This window comes from Bradyrhizobium sp. SHOUNA76, from assembly GCF_023006445.1.
Lineage (GTDB): Bacteria > Pseudomonadota > Alphaproteobacteria > Rhizobiales > Xanthobacteraceae > Bradyrhizobium.
Window position 1 is genome coordinate 1 of sequence record NZ_JALBHA010000065.1, and the last position, 19,627, is coordinate 19,627.

16 protein-coding genes and 1 pseudogene are annotated in these 19,627 nt (G+C 65.1%); 5 read left to right on the forward strand and 12 right to left on the reverse strand.

What is annotated here, in order from left to right; translation table 11 throughout:
* Positions 1–440: GntR family transcriptional regulator (locus MOV74_RS10855; RefSeq protein WP_246921315.1), on the forward strand; the 440-nt coding region annotated here is incomplete at its 5' end.
* A 111-nt stretch (positions 441–551) separates the two neighbouring features.
* Here the strand turns inward: MOV74_RS10855 and atzF are convergent.
* Both atzF and MOV74_RS10865 read right to left on the reverse strand, forming a co-directional pair.
* Positions 552–2,360, reverse strand: coding sequence for an allophanate hydrolase (gene atzF / locus MOV74_RS10860; protein ID WP_246921317.1), 1,809 nt, complete (start codon positions 2,358–2,360; stop codon positions 552–554).
* A gap of 194 nt (positions 2,361–2,554) precedes the next feature.
* Complete coding sequence (locus MOV74_RS10865) at positions 2,555–3,061, reverse strand: MarR family winged helix-turn-helix transcriptional regulator (RefSeq protein WP_246921319.1); 507 nt, start codon at positions 3,059–3,061, stop codon at positions 2,555–2,557.
* 150 nt (positions 3,062–3,211) lie between these two features.
* Between MOV74_RS10865 and MOV74_RS10870 the strand changes: the two genes are divergently transcribed.
* On the forward strand, positions 3,212–5,065 hold the full coding sequence (locus MOV74_RS10870) for a feruloyl-CoA synthase (RefSeq protein WP_246921321.1): 1,854 nt from the start codon (positions 3,212–3,214) through the stop codon (positions 5,063–5,065).
* A gap of 350 nt (positions 5,066–5,415) precedes the next feature.
* Here the strand turns inward: MOV74_RS10870 and MOV74_RS10875 are convergent, their stop codons facing one another.
* Positions 5,416–5,922 carry a MarR family winged helix-turn-helix transcriptional regulator gene (locus MOV74_RS10875; protein ID WP_246921323.1) on the reverse strand — a complete coding sequence of 169 codons (507 nt, stop codon included), beginning with the start codon at positions 5,920–5,922 and terminating at the stop codon, positions 5,416–5,418.
* Positions 5,923–6,005: 83 nt separating this feature from the next.
* Between MOV74_RS10875 and MOV74_RS10880 the strand changes: the two genes are divergently transcribed.
* Together MOV74_RS10880 and MOV74_RS10885 are read left to right on the forward strand one after the other, a co-directional pair.
* Positions 6,006–7,226 (forward strand): cytochrome P450, encoded by a 1,221-nt coding sequence (locus tag MOV74_RS10880; protein WP_246921325.1) that lies wholly within the window; start codon positions 6,006–6,008, stop codon positions 7,224–7,226.
* A 39-nt stretch (positions 7,227–7,265) separates the two neighbouring features.
* Entirely contained in the window at positions 7,266–8,477 is a 1,212-nt protein-coding gene (locus MOV74_RS10885) for an ABC transporter substrate-binding protein (RefSeq protein ID WP_246921328.1), read from the forward strand.
* A gap of 125 nt (positions 8,478–8,602) precedes the next feature.
* On the opposite strand, the gene MOV74_RS10890 is transcribed toward MOV74_RS10885, so the two are convergent.
* Positions 8,603–9,865: an NAD(P)/FAD-dependent oxidoreductase gene (locus MOV74_RS10890; RefSeq protein WP_246921331.1), complete on the reverse strand. Its 1,263-nt coding sequence runs from the start codon at positions 9,863–9,865 to the stop codon at positions 8,603–8,605.
* A 298-nt stretch (positions 9,866–10,163) separates the two neighbouring features.
* Between MOV74_RS10890 and MOV74_RS10895 the strand changes: the two genes are divergently transcribed.
* On the forward strand, positions 10,164–11,336 hold the full coding sequence (locus tag MOV74_RS10895; protein WP_246921333.1) for an ABC transporter substrate-binding protein: 1,173 nt from the start codon (positions 10,164–10,166) through the stop codon (positions 11,334–11,336).
* Between the two features lie 286 nt (positions 11,337–11,622).
* Here the strand turns inward: MOV74_RS10895 and MOV74_RS10900 are convergent, their stop codons facing one another.
* The 8 genes and pseudogenes from MOV74_RS10900 to MOV74_RS10935 form a co-directional block, all read right to left on the reverse strand.
* A complete protein-coding gene (locus MOV74_RS10900; RefSeq protein ID WP_246921335.1) occupies positions 11,623–13,494 on the reverse strand; it encodes a bifunctional sugar phosphate isomerase/epimerase/4-hydroxyphenylpyruvate dioxygenase family protein in 1,872 nt (623 codons plus the stop codon).
* Positions 13,491–14,549, reverse strand: a complete 1,059-nt coding sequence (locus MOV74_RS10905) for a Gfo/Idh/MocA family protein (protein WP_246921337.1) — start codon at positions 14,547–14,549, stop codon at positions 13,491–13,493. The genes MOV74_RS10900 and MOV74_RS10905 overlap by 4 nt, the downstream gene beginning before the upstream one ends.
* On the reverse strand, positions 14,546–15,283 hold the full coding sequence (locus tag MOV74_RS10910; RefSeq protein ID WP_246921339.1) for an ABC transporter ATP-binding protein: 738 nt from the start codon (positions 15,281–15,283) through the stop codon (positions 14,546–14,548). The genes MOV74_RS10905 and MOV74_RS10910 overlap by 4 nt, the downstream gene beginning before the upstream one ends.
* Before the next feature lie 9 nt (positions 15,284–15,292).
* Positions 15,293–16,036: an ABC transporter ATP-binding protein gene (locus MOV74_RS10915; RefSeq protein ID WP_246921341.1), complete on the reverse strand. Its 744-nt coding sequence runs from the start codon at positions 16,034–16,036 to the stop codon at positions 15,293–15,295.
* Complete coding sequence (locus tag MOV74_RS10920; RefSeq protein WP_246921343.1) at positions 16,033–17,031, reverse strand: branched-chain amino acid ABC transporter permease; 999 nt, start codon at positions 17,029–17,031, stop codon at positions 16,033–16,035. The genes MOV74_RS10915 and MOV74_RS10920 overlap by 4 nt, the downstream gene beginning before the upstream one ends.
* Entirely contained in the window at positions 17,028–17,903 is an 876-nt protein-coding gene (locus tag MOV74_RS10925) for a branched-chain amino acid ABC transporter permease (RefSeq protein WP_246921345.1), read from the reverse strand. The genes MOV74_RS10920 and MOV74_RS10925 overlap by 4 nt, the downstream gene beginning before the upstream one ends.
* Before the next feature lie 207 nt (positions 17,904–18,110).
* On the reverse strand, positions 18,111–19,241 hold the full coding sequence (locus tag MOV74_RS10930) for an ABC transporter substrate-binding protein (RefSeq protein ID WP_246921348.1): 1,131 nt from the start codon (positions 19,239–19,241) through the stop codon (positions 18,111–18,113).
* Between the two features lie 56 nt (positions 19,242–19,297).
* Positions 19,298–19,627 (reverse strand): annotated as a pseudogene (locus MOV74_RS10935) (shikimate dehydrogenase); the annotation flags it as partial.

Genomic DNA, 19,627 nt, shown 5'->3' on the forward strand with positions numbered 1-19,627 from the left:
CGCAGCCCTCGATCGAGCGTCTCAAGAGCATGTTCGAGGCGATGGCCGAGCTCGAGGCGCTGTGCGCAGGGCTCGCCGCCGAGCGGATGTCCGCGGCCGAGCGCCACGGCCTGGAGGCCATCCACGAGGAGTTGCGGGTGCTGAGCTACACCGGCAATCCCGACCGCTTTCACGAGGTCAACGAGCGCTTCCACAATGCGATCTATGCCGGATCGCAGAACGGCTACATCGCCGAGATCACGCTGGCGACGCGCGTGCGCGTGCAGCCGTTCCGCCGCGCCCAGTTCCGCAACCTCGGACGTCTCGCCAAATCGCAAGCCGAGCACGACCGCGTCGTCGTCGCCATCATGCGCGGCGACAAGCAGGGCGCCGCTGCCGCGATGCGCGCGCATATCGAGCTGGTACGCGGCGAGTACGAAATCTACGCGGTGTCGGTGTAGGCCGACGCGCTCGGTGCCGTAGGGTGGGCAAAGGCGCAAAGCGCCGTGCCCACGTTCTTTTCGTGAAGGACGAGATCGTGGGCACGCTTCGCTTTGCCCACCCTACGAGACCTATTTTGTTGCGGTATCCGCCATATACTTCCGCCATCCCCCAAACGTCGTGATATCCCGCGCGTCGCCCAGCACCTCGGGTTCGACCAGAAATCCCTTCACGCTGCGGCCATCCGCAAGCCGCACCGTGCCGATCGCCATCGGCGCGGGGATCGCATTGACGAACTTGCCGAAGGCGGACGACGACAGCGACCATATCTCCAGCTCGATCGCGGCGCCCTTGCCTGCCTCGACGCGAAGCAGGCCCGGCTTTGGCGGGGTGGTCTTGAGCGCGTAGAGCTTGTAGTCCGGCGCCGTCCTTGTTGCCTCGACCAGATGGCCGTTCAGCGCGGTCAACTCGCCGTTCAGCACCATGCCGGACAGATGCGCACCGACCACGGCGATCGGGATCTCGTCGCCGCTGCTCGCCGGCAACGGTGCGAGCGGTGCTTGCACCACGCTCTTTGCGCCGAGACCCAACTTCGTATCCGCATGGAAGACACGGCCGATGCTGGCCAGCATCGCATCGCGTCCGGCAGGCGCGAGCAGCGTGATGCCGAACGGAATGCCGTCGGCGCGCATCGACGCCGGAACGGCAAGACCGCAGAGGTCGAGCAGATTGACGAAATTGGTGTAGGTGCCAAGGCGGCTGTTGAGCTCGATCGGATTGGCGAGCACCTGCTCGGTCGTATAGGCCGTCGGCGCCGTCGGCAGCACCAGCGCGTCGATATTGGCAAAGGTGCGCTCGGCGATCTTGCGCAGGCCCTGCAGGCGGTAGAGCGCTGAAAAGGTCTCGGCCGCCGTCAGCCGCGCGCCCGCCGCGGTGATCTCGCGTGTCACGGGATGGATCGTATCGGGCGCGGAAGCGAGCAGATCCTTGATCACGAGATAGCGCTCGGCGACCCACGGGCCCTCATAGAGCAGTCGCGCCGTCTCGTAGAACGGCTCGAGGTCGAACTCGACCAGCGTGGCGCCAAGTGCGGTCCAGCGCTTCAGCGTATCGGCGTAGGCAGCTTCGGATGCTTTGTCGCCGAAGAAGATCAACTGTCCGTTGCGAGGCACGCCGAGGCGCAAGCCTGCCGTGAACGGCGTGAGCGCACCCAGCGGCCGGTCGCGCGAGAACGGATCGGCCGAGTCTGGCCCCGCCATCACGGACAGAGCGAGCGCGGCATCGTCCACCGTCAGTGCGAACACCGAGATGCAATCGAGCGTACGGCAGGCCGGCACCAGTCCCGCATTCGAGATCATGCCGAGGCTGGGCTTCAGCCCGACGATGTTGTTGAGCATCGCCGGGACGCGGCCCGAGCCGGCGGTGTCGGTGCCCAGCGACAGCGGCACGAGGCCGGCGCCGACGGCGACGGCGGAGCCCGAGCTCGATCCGCCGGGAATCAGATCGTCACGGACTGAATTCTTGGGAATGCCGTAGGGCGATCGCACGCCGACGAGGCCGGTTGCGAACTGGTCGAGATTGGTCTTGCCGATGATGATGGCGCCGGCGGCACGCAGGCGCGCCACCGCGGTCGAATCGTGTGCCGGCGTGGTGGAGAAGGCCGGGCAGGCCGCGGTGGTCGGAAATCCCAGCGCGTCGATATTGTCCTTCACCGCAACCGGCACGCCATAAAGCGCCAGGTTGGCGGCGTCCGTCCGCGCAGCAAGCTTTTCGGCCTCCGCGATGGCGTCCTTCTCGTCGCGCAGGCTGATGAAGATGGCGAGATCGTTGTGGTCGCGGATGCGCCGATAGGTCCGCGCGACCGTCTGCGCCGGCGTCAGCGTGCCCGCGCGATGCGCGGCCACAATCGCGGCGATCGTTTCAGGCTGCTCAGCCCCCATGGCTACAAAACTCCGGCAATTCGTCCTCGCCCGGAGTGAAGCAAGCGATGTGCCATTGTGTACAATATCCGGGCAGCCCGATTGCTCCGGATATTATCGTGTGATCAGTGGCTTGGGGGATGTTTCGGCAGGCGGGCGGACGGTCGCGGCAGCGCCCTGTGACGGGCATCTGCTCAAATCATGGGCAGTCGAGATCAGGTGAAGCCGGCAAGGATCCGGAGCAGGTGGGCCCGGTTTTCCTTGCCGATCTTCGCCTCGACGTTTCGCTCGTGCTCGGCCGCGAGCCGCTTGAACTTCGCTAGCGCCGTCTCGCCCTGCGCGGTGAGATGCAGCGCATGCGAGCGCCGGTCCGCCTTCGACTTGACCCGCTTGACCAGCTTGCGCAGTTCGAGGCTGTCGAGCAGATGCACCAGCCGGGCGCGCTCGATGCCGAGGCGCTTTGCCACGGCCATCTGCGACAGGCCCGGATTGGCCCCGACCACCGTCAGCACCGAATATTGCGTCGGCCGGATGTCGACATCGCCGAGCGTCCTGATGAAGTCCTGGAAGATCCAGATCTGGAAGCGCCGCACCGCATAGCCCGCGTGCCCGACCAGGGCGTCGAGGCCGACATCGTCGGCGATATCGCGAGGCGCCGCGCCGTTGCCGGCGCGCTTGCGTGGGGAGGGGCGGGTGTCGGCCCGGGCTGCACTGGCTGTCACGTCAGGTCTCCTGCCGCGCAACCTTAGCGCCTCGGCAAGCCAAGCGAAAGATTGTTGTTGACGACAACAATTGTCGTGCCCAACATTATGGCCAAGCAACCCGGAATGAGGCTGCGGCCGATCCCCGTATCCGGGCGGAGGAGGAAACACATGACAGTCGCCCCACGCGGTGACCTTGCAGGCCTGTTCGCAAGCCCGCGGACCGTCGCAGAGCATCGCGCCGACGGCAGCATCGTGCTGCGCTCGCCCGATCCGTTGCGCGATGGCGCGCGTTGCGTCGGCGACTGGCTGGAGCAATGGGCGCGGCAAACGCCAGATGCGATCTTCCTTGCCGAGCGCGGCAATGTCGATGCGCCCTGGACCACCGTCACATATGCCCAGGCCCTGCGCCAGGTGCGGGCGGCGGCGTCCTGGATTTTGGCGCAAGGCCTCAGCGCAGAGCGCCCGCTCGCGATCCTCTCGGACAACAGCATCGATCACGCGCTGCTGGCGCTCGCTGCCCAGCATGTCGGCGTGCCCTCGGCCGCGATTTCGCCAGCCTATTCGCTGATGTCCAGGGATTTCGAGAAGCTCAAGAGCATGATCACGCTGCTCGAGCCGGGAGCGATCTACGTCTCTGCGATAAAACCCTTCGCGGCGGCGCTGGAGGCCATCGCGCCGCTGCACCGGGCGCGGATCATCAGCGGCCATGAGGATGACGCCGGTGCGCTCGCCTTCCGCACTGTTGCGGCAACGCCGGAGAGCCCCGACGTTGCAACGGCGTTCGCCGCGGTGACGCCGGACACGATCGCAAAATTCCTGTTCACGTCAGGCTCGACCGGCACGCCCAAGGCCGTCATCAACACCCAGCGCATGCTGACCTCGAGCCAGCAGGCCAAGGCGCAGACCTGGATCTTTCTCGAGCAGAAGCGCGAGGATCTCGTCATCCTTGACTGGCTACCCTGGAGCCACACCTTCGGTGCCAATCACAATTTCAATCTCGTGCTGCGCAACGGCGGCTCGCTCTATATCGACGGCGGCAAGCCTGCGCCCGGTCTCTTTGCGGCGTCGCTGGCCAATCTGAAGAGCGTGATGCCGACGGTGTATTTCAACGTGCCGCGCGGCTTCGACATGCTGATCGCGGCGCTGCGCGGTGACGAGGAACTGCGCCGCCGCTTCTTCAGCGAGGTGAAATTCGCCTTCTATGCCGGCGCGGCGCTGCCGCAGAATCTATGGGACGCGCTGGAAGAACTCTCGATCAAGACCGTCGGCCGCGCGCTGCCGATGGTCTCGGCCTGGGGCTCGACGGAAACCTCGCCGCTCGCGACCGACTGCCATTTCCTCGCCGAACGCTCCGGCAATATCGGTGTGCCCATCCCCGGCACCGAGCTTAAACTCGTCACCTCCGGCGACAAGCTGGAGGTGCGGGTGCGCGGCCCGAACGTCACGCCCGGCTATTGGAAGGCGCCGGAGCTGACGAAGCAGGCTTTTGATGAAGAGGGCTTCTATCTGATCGGCGATGCCGTCAAGCTTGCCGATACCGGCAGGCCCGAGCGCGGCCTGTTCTTCGACGGCCGTGTCGCGGAAGACTTCAAGCTCAATTCCGGCACCTGGGTCAGCGTCGGCACGCTGCGCGTCGCCGGCATTGCGGCGCTCTCGCCGCTGGCGCAGGACATCGTCGTGTCCGGTCATGGCGGCGACGAGGCGCGCTTTCTGGTGTTTCCCAATGTTGTCGCCTGCCGCGTCCACGCCGGTCTGCCCGAGACGGCAGGCGTGAACGAGGTGCTCGCGCATGACAAGGTCAGGACCGCAATCGCGCAGGGCCTGGCGAAACTCAGGCAGCAAGGCCCCAACTCCTCCGGTCACGCCACCCGCGCGCTGCTTCTCGCCGAGCCGCCGTCGGTCGATGGCGGCGAGATCACCGACAAGGGCTACATCAACCAGCGCGCCGTGCTGACGCGGCGCGCCGATGCGGTGGCGCGGTTGAACGACGATGCGTCGGGTGAATGGATCGGTTGGGCATAAGTCGGTTTAGGCGTGCTCTTTCCACGTCGTCATCGCGAGGAGCGCAGCGACGAAGCAATCCAGGCTGTCTCCGCGGAAGGACTCTGGATTGCTTCGTCGCTGCGCACCTCGCAATGACGGAGGATGGGGCGAGTAGCTCGCCCATTACGCCAGCAACCCTGCCGCATTATCCTGCCGATTCTTTTGTTGCTTAAGCAACTAATTTGTGCGAACCGTTCCAGATTAGGATGACGGCGGGCAAACCGCTGCGTCTTTTCTGGAGGAAACAAATGCGCGGCAGAACTGGTGCCGTCGGCAAATGCCGGCGAGTGTCCGGACGTGACGGAAGGTGGCGCTTGAGGCGCGACCCGTCAGGCCTCGGTGCCGCCGGTGACCGCGCCGAGATTTTCGTGCAGCCGGCGCAGCAGGTCGATCAGCACCTCGCGCTCGTCCTTGCTGAGGCAGGACAACAGCCGCCGCTCGCGCTCGAGTGCTGCAACGATCACCTTGTCATGGGTGGCGCGGCCCTTCGCCGTCAGCGAGATCGAATGGGTGCGGCCGTCGTTGGGGTCGGTGCGGATCGAGATCAGCCCACGCTTCTCGAGGCCTGCCAGCGTCCGGCTCACCGGCCCCTTGTCGAACCCGATGACGTGGCAGATGCGCGAGGCCGGAATGCCGGGCTCGATCGCCAGCAGCGACATGATCCGCCATTCCGTGACGTTGACGCCGAACTGCCGCTGATAGAACGCGGTCGCGCTGTTCGAGAGCTTGTTGGCGATGAAGGTGACGAACGCCGGGACGTAACGGTCGAGGTCGAGCGTCGGTCCCGCCTCGTTAAGCGCAGGTTTTTGGCGGGCTCTGGTCGAGGGCGCAGGCATATCGGGATTCTATCTCGCGGCGGGCCGAAAGACCTAAGGGCATGCGCCGCTCTTTCACAAGATCAAAATGAGGGAGGTCTTCCATGACCGCATCCGGCTCCCCGGCAGCGACGGGATCCGCGGCCGTTCCGCATCTCGACGTCGATCCCTTCGACATGAAGTTTTTTGCCGACCCTTATCCCACGCATCAGCGGCTGCGGGAGGCCGGTCCGGTCGTCTATCTCGACAAGTGGAATGTCTATGGCGTGGCGCGCTATGCCGAGGTCCATGCGGTGCTGAACGATCCCGCGACCTTCTGCTCCAGCCGCGGCGTCGGCCTCTCCGACTTCAAGAAGGAGACGCCGTGGCGGCCGCCGAGCCTGATCCTCGAAGCCGATCCCCCGGCGCACACCCGCACCCGCGCCGTGTTATCAAAGGTGCTGTCGCCCACCGTGATGAAGGGGCTGCGCGAGCGCTTTGCCGCAGCGGCCGAGCAGCGGGTCGACGAATTGCTGGAGAAGGGCAGCTTTGACGCGATCACGGATCTCGCGGAGGCCTATCCGCTCTCGATCTTTCCGGATGCGCTCGGTCTGAGGCCGGAGGGCCGCGAACATCTCATCCCTTATGCCAGCGTTGTGTTCAACGCCTTCGGCCCGCCGAACGAGTTGCGCCAGGAGGCGATCGCGCGTTCGACGCCGCACCAGGCTTACGTCACTGCACAGTGTCAGCGGGAGAATCTCGCTCCCGGCGGCATCGGCGCCTGCATTCACGCCCACGTCGACGAGGACGCGATTACGGCGACTGAAGCTCCGCTGCTGGTTCGCTCGCTGCTCTCGGCCGGCCTCGACACCACCGTCAATGGTATTGGCGCCGCCGTCTATTGCCTCGCACGCTTCCCGGAGCAATGGCAGCGCCTGCGTGCTGATCTCACATTGGCGCGCAACGCCTTCGAGGAGGCGGTGCGATTTGAAAGCCCGGTGCAGACGTTCTTCCGCACCACGACACGTGATGTCGAGCTCTCCGGCGCGACCATCGGCGAGGGCGAAAAGGTCCTGATGTTCCTCGCCGCGGCCAATCGCGATCCGCGCCGGTGGGACGAGCCTGATAGTTACGACGTCACTCGCCGTACCTCCGGCCATGTCGGCTACGGCTCCGGCATTCACATGTGCGTCGGGCAGCTCATGGCGCGGCTCGAGGGTGAGACGGTGCTGTCGGCGCTGGCGCGCCGCATTGCGAAGATCGAGATCACCGGCGAGCCGAAGCGCCGCTTCAACAACACGCTGCGTGGTCTCGACAGTCTGCCGGTCAAGATCACGCCGGCCTGACGCGACCGGAAGCAAAACCAATAGACAGGGGAGGGAACGATGAAGAACTTGAGGTGGACGCTTGCGCTGGCCGCAAGCCTGGTGTCCGGCGCGGCAAGCGCCGAGATCTCGGACAATGTCGTGCGCGTCGGCGTGCTCAACGACATCTCCGGCATCTTCCAGGACACCAACGGCATGGGCTCGGTGGAAGCCGCGCGCATGGCGGCGGAGGATTTCAACGGCGGCGGCAAAGGCATCAAGGTCGAGATCGTCTATGCCGACCACCAGAACAAGGCTGACGTGGGCAATGCCATTGCGCGCAAATGGCTTGATGTCGAAGGCGTCGATGCCATCGTCGACGTGCCGAATTCGGCGGTCGGTCTGTCCATCAACTCGCTGCTGCGCGACAGCCGCATGACCTTCCTGGCCTCCTCGACCGCAAGCTCCGATCTCACCGGCAAGGCCTGTTCGCCCAACACCATCCAGTGGGTCAACGACGCCTGGGCGACCGGCAACACCACGGCAGCCGCGATGATGTCGCGCGGCGGCAAGGAATGGTATTTCCTCACGGTCGACTATGCGCTCGGCAAGGGCATCGAGGCGGAGGCGCAGAAATACATCGAAGGACACGGCGGCAAGGTGCTGGGCTCCTCGAAACATCCGCTCGGCACCTCCGACTTCGCCTCTTTCCTGTTGCAGGCGCAGGGTTCGAAAGCGCAGGTGATCGGCCTTGCCAATGCCGGCGGTGACACCATCAACGCCGTGAAGCAGGCCGCCGAGTTCGGCATCCAGCAGAACGGGCAGAGGCTCGTCGCCTTCCTGCTCTTCATCAACGACATCCACGGCATGGGCATCAAGGTCGCGCAGGGCCTCCAGCTCATGGAGGCCTTCTACTGGGACATGAACGACGACACCCGCGCCTTTGCCAAGCGGTTCGCCGCCCGGCCCGGCATGAACGGCAAGATGCCGAGCGGCAACCAGGCCGGGGTCTATGCCTCGACGCTCGCTTATCTCAACGCGGTTGCCGCCACCGGCAGCGACAATGCCAAGGACGCCGTGCCCGAGATGAAGAAGTTCAGGGGCAAGGACAGACTGTTCGGCGACACCACCATCCGCCAGGACGGCCGCGTCGTGCATCCGATGTACCTGTTCGAGGTGAAGAAGCCGGAGGAGTCGAAATACCCGTACGATTACTACAAGCTGGTCTCGACGATTCCCGCGGAGCAGGCCTTCCGTCCGCTGGCAGACGGCGGCTGCGAGCTGGTGAAGTAGGTCTCGTGCCCCGGACGCAGTGCAGCGCGTAGCGCTGCGCTGCAGAGCCGGGGCCCATGGCTTCTGGGTCCGGCTCTGCGTCGCGTCATTTCATGCCGCGCCGCGTCCGGGACACGAGAGGCTCCCTACACCACCTTGCTACTTCCCTGCGTGATCAGCCGCGCCGCCCGCTGATCCCGGGCGTAGATCCAGAGCCAGCTGAGCGCAACGCTGAGGCGGTGGCGGAGGCCGATCAAGAAGTAGATGTGGGCGATGCCCCAGATCCACCACGCGATCGTGCCGCGCAGCTTGAAGCGGCCGAAGTCGATGACGGCGAGCCGCTTGCCGATCTGGGCGAGGCTGCCGGCGTGCTTGTAGCGGAATGGGCCGGTCGCAGCACCGCGCAGGCGGGCCTTGATGGTCTCGGCGACATGGCGGCCCTGCTGCTTGGCGGCCGGCGCGGTGCCCGGCACCGGCTTGCCCTCCCAGGCGTTGATGCTGACGGTATCGCCGATCGCAAAGATTTCGGGATGGCCAGGAATGGTCAGGTCGTCTTCGACCTGCACGCGTCCGGCGCGATCGCTAGGTGCGCCCAGCCACTCGGCAGCTGGCGAGGCGCGCACGCCGGCGGCCCAGATCCGTGTCTTTGCCTCGAGCAGTCTGCCGCCGAACACCACACCCTCGCGGTTGATCTCGGTCACGGGCAGCCCCAGCACGACTTCAACGCCGATTTTCTCCAGTGAGGCCTGCGCATAGGCCGAGAGATCGTCGGCAAAGCCCGCAAGCACGCGCGGCCCCGCCTCAATCAGCACGACGCGCGCCTTGGTCGTGTCGATGTTGCGGAAATCGCCGGGCAAGGTGTGGTGCGCCATCTCCGCGATGGTGCCGGCGAGCTCGACGCCGGTGGGGCCGGCACCGACGATGACGAAGGTCAGCCGCGCCGCGCGCTTCTGCGGATCGGTCTCCCGCTCGGCGCGCTCGAATGCCACCAGGATGTGCCGGCGCAGCGTGGTGCCGTCCTCCAGCGTCTTCAGGCCGGGCGCCCACTGCTCCCATTCGTCGTGGCCGAAATAGGCGTGACGCGCGCCGGTCGCCAGCACCAGCGTGTCGTAAGGCACCTCGCTGCCGTCGTCGATCAGCACGCAGCGCCTTGCCGCATCGACGCCGCTGACAGTCGCGAACAGCGTCGTCACCTCCGGTCTGTCGCGCATGAGATGGCGGATCGGCCATGCGATCTCGCTGGTCGCGAGCGAGGCGGTCGCGACCTGATACAGCAGCGGCTGAAACAGATGATGGTTGCGGCGGTCGATCAGCGTGATCTCGACCGGGGTGCCTGCCAACCGGTAGGTCGCCTCCAGCCCGCCGAAGCCGGCCCCGACGATGACGACGCGGTGCGGTGTCGTGGTCATGATGTACCCTCGAATCTCGCTGACTCTTCCTGCTCATTTAAGTGCGGATTGGGTGCGGCGGTCCAATAGCCGTCATCAATCGCCAGATAGGCCCGATGTATCGATTTGGCGCGAAAAAGCGCCGCAGCCTTGGTCGAAGTAAGTAGAATTATATTTCTTGCCATCCCCGATTGGGGCGAAATATGGTGCAGGGCAGGCGCTGAGCCATTGGCGGCTCGATGGATTTTGCGTTCAATAGAGACGACCCGGGGCGGCGATCACCCCGCTTGCGGGCTCAATAATAAGGAGGGGAGTGGTTATGAGGACGGCATTCTGGCTGGCGGGCGCAGCGGCGCTGGTGCTGGCAAATCAGGCATCCGCCGGCGACACCATCAAGATCGGTTTCGTCTCGACCTTCAGCGGCCCGACCGCCGTGATCGGCAACGACATGCGCAACTCCTTCGAGCTCGCGCTCGACCACATGGGCCGCAAGATGGACGGCAAGCCGGTCGAGGTCATCTACGAGGACGACGGGCAGAAGCCCGACGTCGGCAAGCAGAAGACCGAGAAGCTGGTGCAGTCCGACAAGGTCGATTTCATCGTCGGCTACATCTGGTCGAACGTGCTGCTGGCTTCCTTGAAGACCGCGGTGGACTCGCAGACCTTCCTGATCTCGGCCAATGCCGGTCCCTCGCAGCTCGCCGGCGAGCTCTGCTCGCCCTACGTGTTCTCGACCTCCTGGCAGAACGACCAGACGCCGCAGGCCATGGGCCTCTACATGAACCAGAAGGGCGTCAAAAGCGTCTTCCTGATCGGGCCGAACTATGCGGCCGGCAAGGACATGCTCGCGGGCCTCAAGAACACCTTCAAGGGTGAGATCAAGGGTGAGGAATACACGGTCTGGCCGAGCCAGCTCGACTTCTCCGCCGAGCTCTCCAAGGCCCGCGCCTCGGGCGCCGAGTCGATCTTCGTGTTCTACCCCGGCGCCGCCGGCGTGCAGTTCCTCAACCAATATACTCAGGCGGGCCTGAAGAGCACGATGCCGCTCTACACCGCCTTCACCGTCGACGAGCTGTCGCTGCCGCTCCAGAAGGAGAACGCGCTTGGCGTTCCCGGCGCGCAGCAGTGGGTGAATGACCTGCCCAACGAGCAGAACAAGCGCTTCGTCGCCGACTACCGCAAGAAGTACACCGGCCTGCGTCCGACCTATTACGGCGCCCAGACCTACGACGCCGCCCAGCTCATCAACAGCGCGGTGGTCGCGGTGAAGGGCGACACCAGCAAGAAGGACGCGATGAAGGCCGAGATGGAGAAGGCCAACTTCAAGTCGCTGCGCGGCGCGTTCAAATACGGCAACAACCACATCCCGGTGCAGAGCTTCTATCTGCAGGACGTCGTCAAGGACGCCGAAGGCCAGCTCGCGCTGAAGACGGTCGCGACCATCGTCGAGAACGACCAGGATCGCTTCCACGACAAGTGCAAGATGAAGTGAGTGCGGTGTGGCCACCGGATGAGGGGGCTCTTCTGCCCCTTCAATTGTAAGTATCTTAGGGTGGGCAAAGCGAAGCGTGCCCACCATTCGCACCGCATAATTGGCGAGGTGGTGGGCACGGCGCAAGCGCGCCTTTGCCCACCCTACGTTCCTCGATAGCCTCCGCACCGTCATTGCGAGCGCAGCGAAGCAATCCAGAATCCCTCCGCGGAGGCAATCTGGATTGCTTCGTCGCAAGGGCTCCTCGCAATGACGATGAGGAGAACGACGTGCGAGAAAGAGACACCTACACCCTCGGCATGCTCGCAGGCCGTACCTCGCGGGCCTGCGCCGCCAGCCTGATCCCGGCATTGGCGGCACCAAAGCCCCGATAGTCTCGCCGCTCGACGATCTCGAAGAAGAACCGCTCGTCGAAGATGTGGGTGTAGACCTGGAAGAACTCGCCGTCGCCCTCGCGGTCGTAGAGGATGTGGTTGGCGCGCAGCTGCGCCATCAGCTCGGGCGCAAGGTCGTATTTGGCTTCGATGTCGTCATAGTAGTTGTCAGGGATATCCAGGAAATCCGCGCCGCGCCGGCGCATCTCCGCGACCGTCGCAAAAATGTCCCGGCACGCGAACGCGATGTGCTGCACGCCTGATCCAAAAAACTCCGAGATGAAGCGCGCCGGCAGGGTGCGGTTGGCGGAGGAGCCGTTGAGCACGAAGCGCAGGCTCTGGTCGGCGTTGATGATGGCCTGGCTCTGCACCAGACCTCTGGGGTCGGCGATCTCCATCTGCGGTAGCCGCGTCAGGTCGAGGATGCCGGTGTAGAACAGCAGCCAGGACAACATCTCGTCATAGGGCATCGACTGCGCGATATGATCGACGGCGAGCAGCGCGTCCGCGCCCGCATCGCTCGTGACAGGCTCGAAATCCGTGTCCCAGTTCTTGCCGGCCTGATCGAGGAAATAGAGCAGGCTGCCGCCGACGCCGTGGATCGCCGGGATTTCGAGCTCACCGGGCCCGACCGGCTGGTAAAAGGTGCGCGTCTTCAGCGTCTCGGCACGCTGCATGGCAAGGCCGGCATTGTCGACATCGAGCGCAATCGCGCAAACGCCGGGGCCGTGCGTGACATAGTGGGAATGGGCGAACCCGTCGGTCTCGCTATTGATGACGAGCTCGACCTTGCCCTGCGACCAGCGCTCCACCGCCTTGCTGCGATGCGCGCCGGTCTTGCGGAAGCCGAGTTGCGAGAACAGGTGGGCGAGCTCGCCGGCCTTGGTCTCGTTGACGGCAAACTCGATGAACCCGGTGCCGCGGCTCTTCGCCTTCGGCGCCAGCGGCTCGCGGACGAGCTTCGGCCAGTCCGGTGCGAGCTGGTCTTCCAGCAGGATCAGCGAGCGCAGGCCGTCGATGGCGGTCTGCGCGGCCGAGCCGGCGCGGAACTGGTCGTTGAAGATCTCCAGCGACAGCGGCCCGGCATAGCCGGTCGCCGCGATCGCCGCCATGAACTCGCCGACCGGCAGATCGCCCTGACCGGGAAACGACCGGAAGTGCCGGCTCCAGGACAGGATGTCGAGCGCGAGCTTCGGCGCGTCCGCAAGCTGCACCAGAAAGATCTTGTCGCCGGGGATCGAGGCCATCGCACCCGTCGGAAATCCCGGCGCCAAGGCGTGAAAGCTATCGAGGATGATCCCGATCGCGGGATGATCGGCGCGCCGCACGATCTCCCAGGCATCGCGATAGTCGTTGACATGGCTTCCCCAGGCCAATGCTTCGTAGCCGACGCGCAAGGAGCGCTTGGCCGCGCGTTCGCCCAACTCGCGAAAATCGTCGGCGGCTCGGTCGATGCCGCCGAGCGAGGCGGGCGAGACGTTGGAGCAGATCAGCAGGAGATCGGTGCCGAGCTCCTGCATTAGATCAAACTTGCGTTCCGCGCGGGAAAAATTGCGCGAGCGCTGCGGCTCGGGCATGCCCTCGAAATCGCGGAACGGCTGGAACGCGCAGATCTCGAGATTGAGATCCTTGCACAGCTGCGCCACCTCGCGTGGGCCAGCGCCGAACGACAGCAGATCGTTTTCGAAGATCTCGACCGCGTCGAAGCCCGCGGCCGCGATGGCGCGGAGCTTTTCGTCGAGCGCGCCTGAGAGGGAGACGGTGGCGATCGAACGCTTGTTCATGCAGCTTGCTCCATGATCCGGCCCGGCGATACTTTTTGGCTCGTGCGCGCAGCCTCGCTGACGGCCTCGACGACAGCGAGCGTGGCCATCGCGTCTTCGACGGAGATCAGCGGCTGCTCGCGGCCCGCGATCACGGCGAGAAAATGCCGGAGCTGCTCGACGAGCGGATCGTAAGCCGAGAGTGCGACGGGCTCGCGAACCAGCGGCGCATGCCAGCCGGGACCTTGTCGATACGACCACAGCTCCATGGTAGGCACCGACAGCGAACCATTGGTGCCAGCGAAGACGTAGCAGGGCTGGTCCTGCCTGGGATAGACCGCATTCTCGCCGGCGGTCAGTTCCCAGCTCCACGGCGCCGGCGTCGCATCCGACGCCGTCACGGTTCCGAGCGCGCCATTGGCAAAGCGAAGAATGAGGGCGGCCGTGTCCTCAACCGCGAAGCCGCGCATCTTGTTCGAGGTCAGCGCTTGAACTTCGACGATCTCGCCGCAAACGAAGCGAAGATTGTCGATGTCATGGATGAGATTGATCAGCAGTGGCCCGCCGCCTTGCTCGCGCCGCCATGCGACTTCGAAATAGTCGTCGGGCTTCTTCAGCAACCAGAGTCCCACCACCGCGGTGAGCTGGCCGAGCTTGCCGCCCGCCACGGTCTCGCGTGCGGCCTTGATGAGGGGATTGTGTCGCCGGTGGTGGCCGACCAGCATCGGCACGCCGGTACGTTTCACGGCCGCGCACAGGCGCTGTGCGGTGGCAACCGTCTCGGTCACCGGCTTCTCGATCAAGGCCGGCACGCCCGCCTCAGTGCAGTCGAGCGCCATCGGCAGGTGCAGCGTGTTGGGCGAGGCAATGATCAGGCCGTCAGGCTTCTCCTGCGCCAGCAAGGCGCGGTGGTCTGCATAGCAATGCACGCCACGCGCCTGTGCATAATCCTTCGCGGCTGGCGAGGGATCGGCGATGCCGGCGAGCGCGCAATCCTTGGAGGACTCGATCAATTCAATGTTGCGGCGGCCGATCAGGCCGGCACCTGCAACAGCGATGCGCATTTTCGCGCTCATGCCGCACTCTCCTCCATGGCGCCGCCCAGGAACAATTGCCCGATGCGCGGATCGTTCAGGATGCGCCTGGCGTCGTCGACCATGCGGGTCTGGCCGAGCTCGAGCACGATGCCGATATCGGAGATCTCCAGCGCCGAGCGCGCGTTCTGCTCGATCATCAGGATCGTGACGCCGCGGTCGCGCAAGCTTTTGAGGATGTCGAAGGTCTGCTGCACCATCAGCGGCGACAGGCCGATCGAGGGCTCGTCGATCAGCACCAGCTTCGGCTCGAGCAGCAGCGAGCGGGCGATCTCGAGCTGCTTCTGCTCGCCGCCCGAGAGCGTCGAGGCCTGCTGCGTCGACTTGCGTCGCAACGCGGGGAAGAGGTCGAGCGCGGCTTCGATCCTTCTTGGGAGGTCGAGACCCTTCCCGGCAGCGACGCCGCCGAGCTCGATATTGTGGCGCACGGACAGTTCGGGAAAGATGTTGCGGCCCTGCGGCACGTAGCAGATGCCGGCATTGAGCAAGGCGCGCTGGCTCAAATTGGTGACGTCGCGGCCGCCAAAGCTGATCTTGCCCTCGCGCAGCTTCAACAGGCCGAAGATCGCCTTGAACACGGTGGACTTGCCGGCGCCGTTCGGGCCGATGATGGTGGTGATGGTCGCCTGCGGCACCGAGAAATTCGTGCCGTTCAGGATCGTCATCTTGCCGTAGCCGCCGACGAGATTGTGAACCGAGAGGATCGGGTCGCTCATGTTGGCTTCCTAATGTCCGAGATAGGCTTCGATCACGGCGGGGTTTTTGCGCACCTCGTCCGGCCGTCCCATCGCCAGCACCTTGCCTTCCGCCATCACCATCACGCGCGAGCACAGCGACATCACGAACTCCATGTTGTGCTCGATCACGACGAAGGTGGCGTTCTTCTCGCGGTTGATCGCGACCAGGCGCTCCTTCAGATCCGCCAGCATCGACGGGTTGACGCCGCCCGCGGGCTCGTCGAGCAGCACCAGCCGCGGTCCGCCCATGAAAGCCATGGCGGCGTCGAGCAGCTTCTGCTGGCCGTAGGAGAGCCCGCCCGCGGGCTCGTCGGCGAGATGGTCGAGCTTGAAGAAGCCGATCATCTGGTTGGCGGCCTCCGTCAGTCCGGCATCGGAGCGGCCGACCAGGCGCGAGGCCATGTTGCCCTGATGCTCCTGTCCGGCGAGGATCAAATTCTCGCGCACCGAGAGTTTCGGGAAGACCTGAAGGAGCTGGAAGGTACGGCTGACCCCGAGCTTGTTGAGTTCGGCGGGGCGCAGGCCGGTGACGAGCTTGCCGTCGAGCTTGACCTCGCCGCCTGATGGCGTGAGCTGGCCGAGGATGCAGTTGAAAAGGGTCGACTTGCCGCAGCCGTTCGGCCCGATCAGGCCGAGGATCTCGCCCTCGCGCACGTCGAACGAAACGCCGTCGACGGCGCTGATGCCGCCAAAGTTCTTCTTGATGCCGGTGACTTCGAGGACCGCACTCATTGCGCCGTCTCCAGGCGGGATTTTGCGACGGCGCGCAGCGCGGACGCTGCCTTGGTGCGGCGTTCGGCAAGATAACGGTCGAGGATTCCCAGAATGCCGGTCGGCGACCAGATCAGCAGCAGCATCACCGCCACGGCATAGAGCATCAGATAATAGCCCTCGGTGAAGCGCAGCCATTCCGGCAGCAGCACCGCGATCATCGCCCCTAAGAACGGACCGAAATAGAAGCCGGCGCCGCCGACGATCACCATCATCAGCAGGTCGAGCGAGAGTGACAGGTTGAACGGCACCGGATCGATATATTGCGTCAGCGGCGCATAGAGCGCGCCGGCGACGCCGCCGAGCGCCGAGCCGATCGCGAACGCCATCAGCGTGTAACGGCGGGTGTCGATGCCGAGCGATTGCGCGCGCAGCGGGTTCTCGCGCAGCGCCATGAAGGCGCGGCCCCAGGGCGAACGGATCAGCCACCACACCGCCAGCGACACGATCGCGAGCGAGCCGAGGCAGACATAATAGAACGGCAGTGGCTTGTTGGTCGCGAGGCCGAAGATGTGCGGGCGCGGGATGTTGGAGATGCCGTAGATGCCCCCGGTCAGCCAGCTCTCGTTGCGGAACACGAGGAATGCGAGGGTGGAGAAGGCGAGCGTGACGAAAGCGAGGTAATGGTGCTGCACGCGCAGCGCGGGATAGCCGAGCACCCAGCCGACGGCGAAGCTCAAGGCGATCGCGACTAGGATCGCCGCCGGCAGCGGCCAGCCATGCGTGGTCATGATGGCGGAGGCATAGGCGCCGATGCCGACGAACGCACCTTGGGCCAGCGAGACCTGGCCGGCATAGCCGAGCGTGAGGTTGAGCCCCATCGCGGCGATGCTCATTACTGCCCATTGGCTCAGGATGAACAGGCCATAGCGGTTGAAGTTCATGGGGACGATGATCAGCGCGGCGATGACGGCGAGGCCGAGCGCGATCTTCAGGGGTTTGGCGAAGCCGCTCATACCGTGCGCTCCTCGGCGCGGCCGAGCAGGCCCTGCGGCCGGAACAGGATGACCGCGATCAGGAAGATCATCGGCACGGCGGCGCGGTACTGGGTCGAGACATAGGCAGCCGCGAGATTGTCGAGCACGCCGATCAACAGGCCGCCCGCGATCGCGCCGCGCACCTGGTTGAAGCCGCCCACGATCGCGGCGATGAAGGCCGCCTGGCCCAGCACCTCGCCGGAGGAGAACTTTGCAAGGTAGATCGGCGTGATCAGAAGCGAAGCCAACGCGACAAGGAAGGCGTTGATCAGGAAGGTCAGCAGGATCATGCGCTCGACAGGGACGCCGATGATGCGTGCCACCGTCGGGTTCTGCGCCGCAGCCTGCATCTGGTGTCCGAGCGAGGTGCGGTTGAGCAGCGTGGTCAGACCGAGCACGGCGAGGATGGCGACGACCAGCACGCCGATGCTTTGCAGCGACACCGCGTGGCCGAGGATGGAGATGTCACCGGTCGGCAGGACCGATGGGAATGGCGAGGCCTCGGCGCTGAAGAACTGCTTCACCGCTTCCTTGAGGCCGATCGCCAGCGCCATGGTCGCAATCGCGAGCGGCAGCACGCCGTGGCGCATCATCGGGTCGACCAGCAGCAGCTTGAAGGCGAGGCCGAGCAGGATCATCGAAAGCAGGATGCCGAGGATGATCGCGAGCCAGAACGGCGCGCCGGCATGCATCGCCGCCAGCATCAGGAACGCCGGCAGCATCACGAACTCGCCTTGCGCGAAATTGATGGTCTGCGAAGTCTGCCACAGCAGCGTGAAGCCGACCGCGACCAGCGCATAGATCGCGCCGGTGGCAAGTCCCGCAACCAGAAGATCGAACAGGTTGGACATTTTCCCCTCTCGTGTCCCTCGCCCCGCTCTATCGTCTTCCTCGTCCCGCACTTGCGGGGAGAGGGCGGGGTGAGGGGCGCTCTCCGCGAATTCAACTGTCCGCCATTGCGGAAGCAGCCCTCACCCCAACCCTCTCAGCGCGTGCGAAGCTCGTCGCGGCCCCGTAAGAACGGGGAGAGGGAGAGGAGAGATGAAAGACCGCGTCGCTCACTTCACTTTCGGCAGCACCTGCTTCACGACCTGCTTGCCTTCGACCACTTCGACCAGAAAGCTCTGGCGGTCGATGTCGCCGGTGTCGCTGAAGGTGACGTCCATCAGGATGCCCGGCTCGTCCGCGGCCTTGATGGTGAGGCCGTGCAGCGTGTCGGCAAACTTCTTCGGGTCGACCTTGCCCATCTTCTCGGTGGTGGCCTTCACCATGTAGACGGCGAGATAGCCCTTCAGGCCGTTGTGGTCGGGGACGTAATTGTACTTCTTGGAAAACTTCTCGCGGAACGCCTTGATCAGGTCGACCGGCGCATCGGTGGTGAGGCCGACATGGCCGCGCGCGCCGTTGGCGGCATCGCCCGCGAGCTCGATCACCTTCTGGCCGATCAGCGTGGTCTCGCCCATCAGCGGCGCGGCGACGCCCTGGCGCTTCAGCTCTTTCAGGATGCGCGCGCTCTCTTCTTCGTTGAGATAGACGAAGACGGCATCGGGATTGGCAGCCTTGATCTTGCCGACGTCAGCGGCGAAATCGGCCTGGCCCGCTTCGGTGGAGAGGTCGGCGACCACCTTGGAGCCGAGCCGGTCGAGCTCCTTGACCACGACATCGCGCCCGCCGCGACCAAAGTCGTTGTTGACCCAGACCACCGCGACGGTCTTCGCCTTCATCTCGTCGTGGATGTACTTTGCGACTTTCGGCATCGATGATTGTTGGCCGAACGAGGTGCGGAACAGGAACTTGTTGCCGGCCTGCGTCAGTTCGGCGGCTTCGCCGCCCATGATCTGCGCGATGCCGGCTTCGGCCGCGAGCGGGGCTGTGACCTTCACCGAGCCGGAATAGCCGGGCCCGAGCAGCACATAGGGCTCGGCATCGAGCGCCTTCTGCACCTGGGCACGTGCCACACCCGGGTTGGACTGCGAGTCGGCGTGGGTGACCTCGAGCTTGCGGCCGAGCACGCCGCCCTTGGCGTTGATCTCCTCGATCGCGAGGTCGATGCCGTTCTTCCAATTGGTGCCGACGGTGGCGCCGCCGCCCGAGAGCTCGGCGACATCGGCGAGCTTGATCGCCTGGGCAAGGGCGCTCGTTGCCGTCACGGCGGTGAGCAGCGCGCCCACCAATAGCGTTGATTTCATCGTCGTCTCCTCACGTTTCAAATTTTGCAAGCGGCCTTGTATCCGGCCGCTTCGCCTCAAGCTGCCTGATAGGCGGCGCTGCGCGCAGCCATCACGGCATCAAAAGCCTCTCCCATAACTTCCGTCGAGGGGGCAAGGCCGGTGAACAGTTCGAAGGCGTCCGCCGCCTGGTAGATCGCGAGCTCGCGGCCGGTCATGATCCGAGAGCCTTTGTCTCGGGCTGCGGCAAGCAGCGGTGTGATCAGCGGCGAATAGACGGCGTCGGCGACCCACAGGTCTGCCCTGAGCAGCACCGCCGGCACGGGCGTATCCCGGTTCGGCAGCATGCCGACCGGCGTGCCGTTGACGAGGCCGGTTGCGCCATCGAGTGCCTCCTCGGCGCTGGC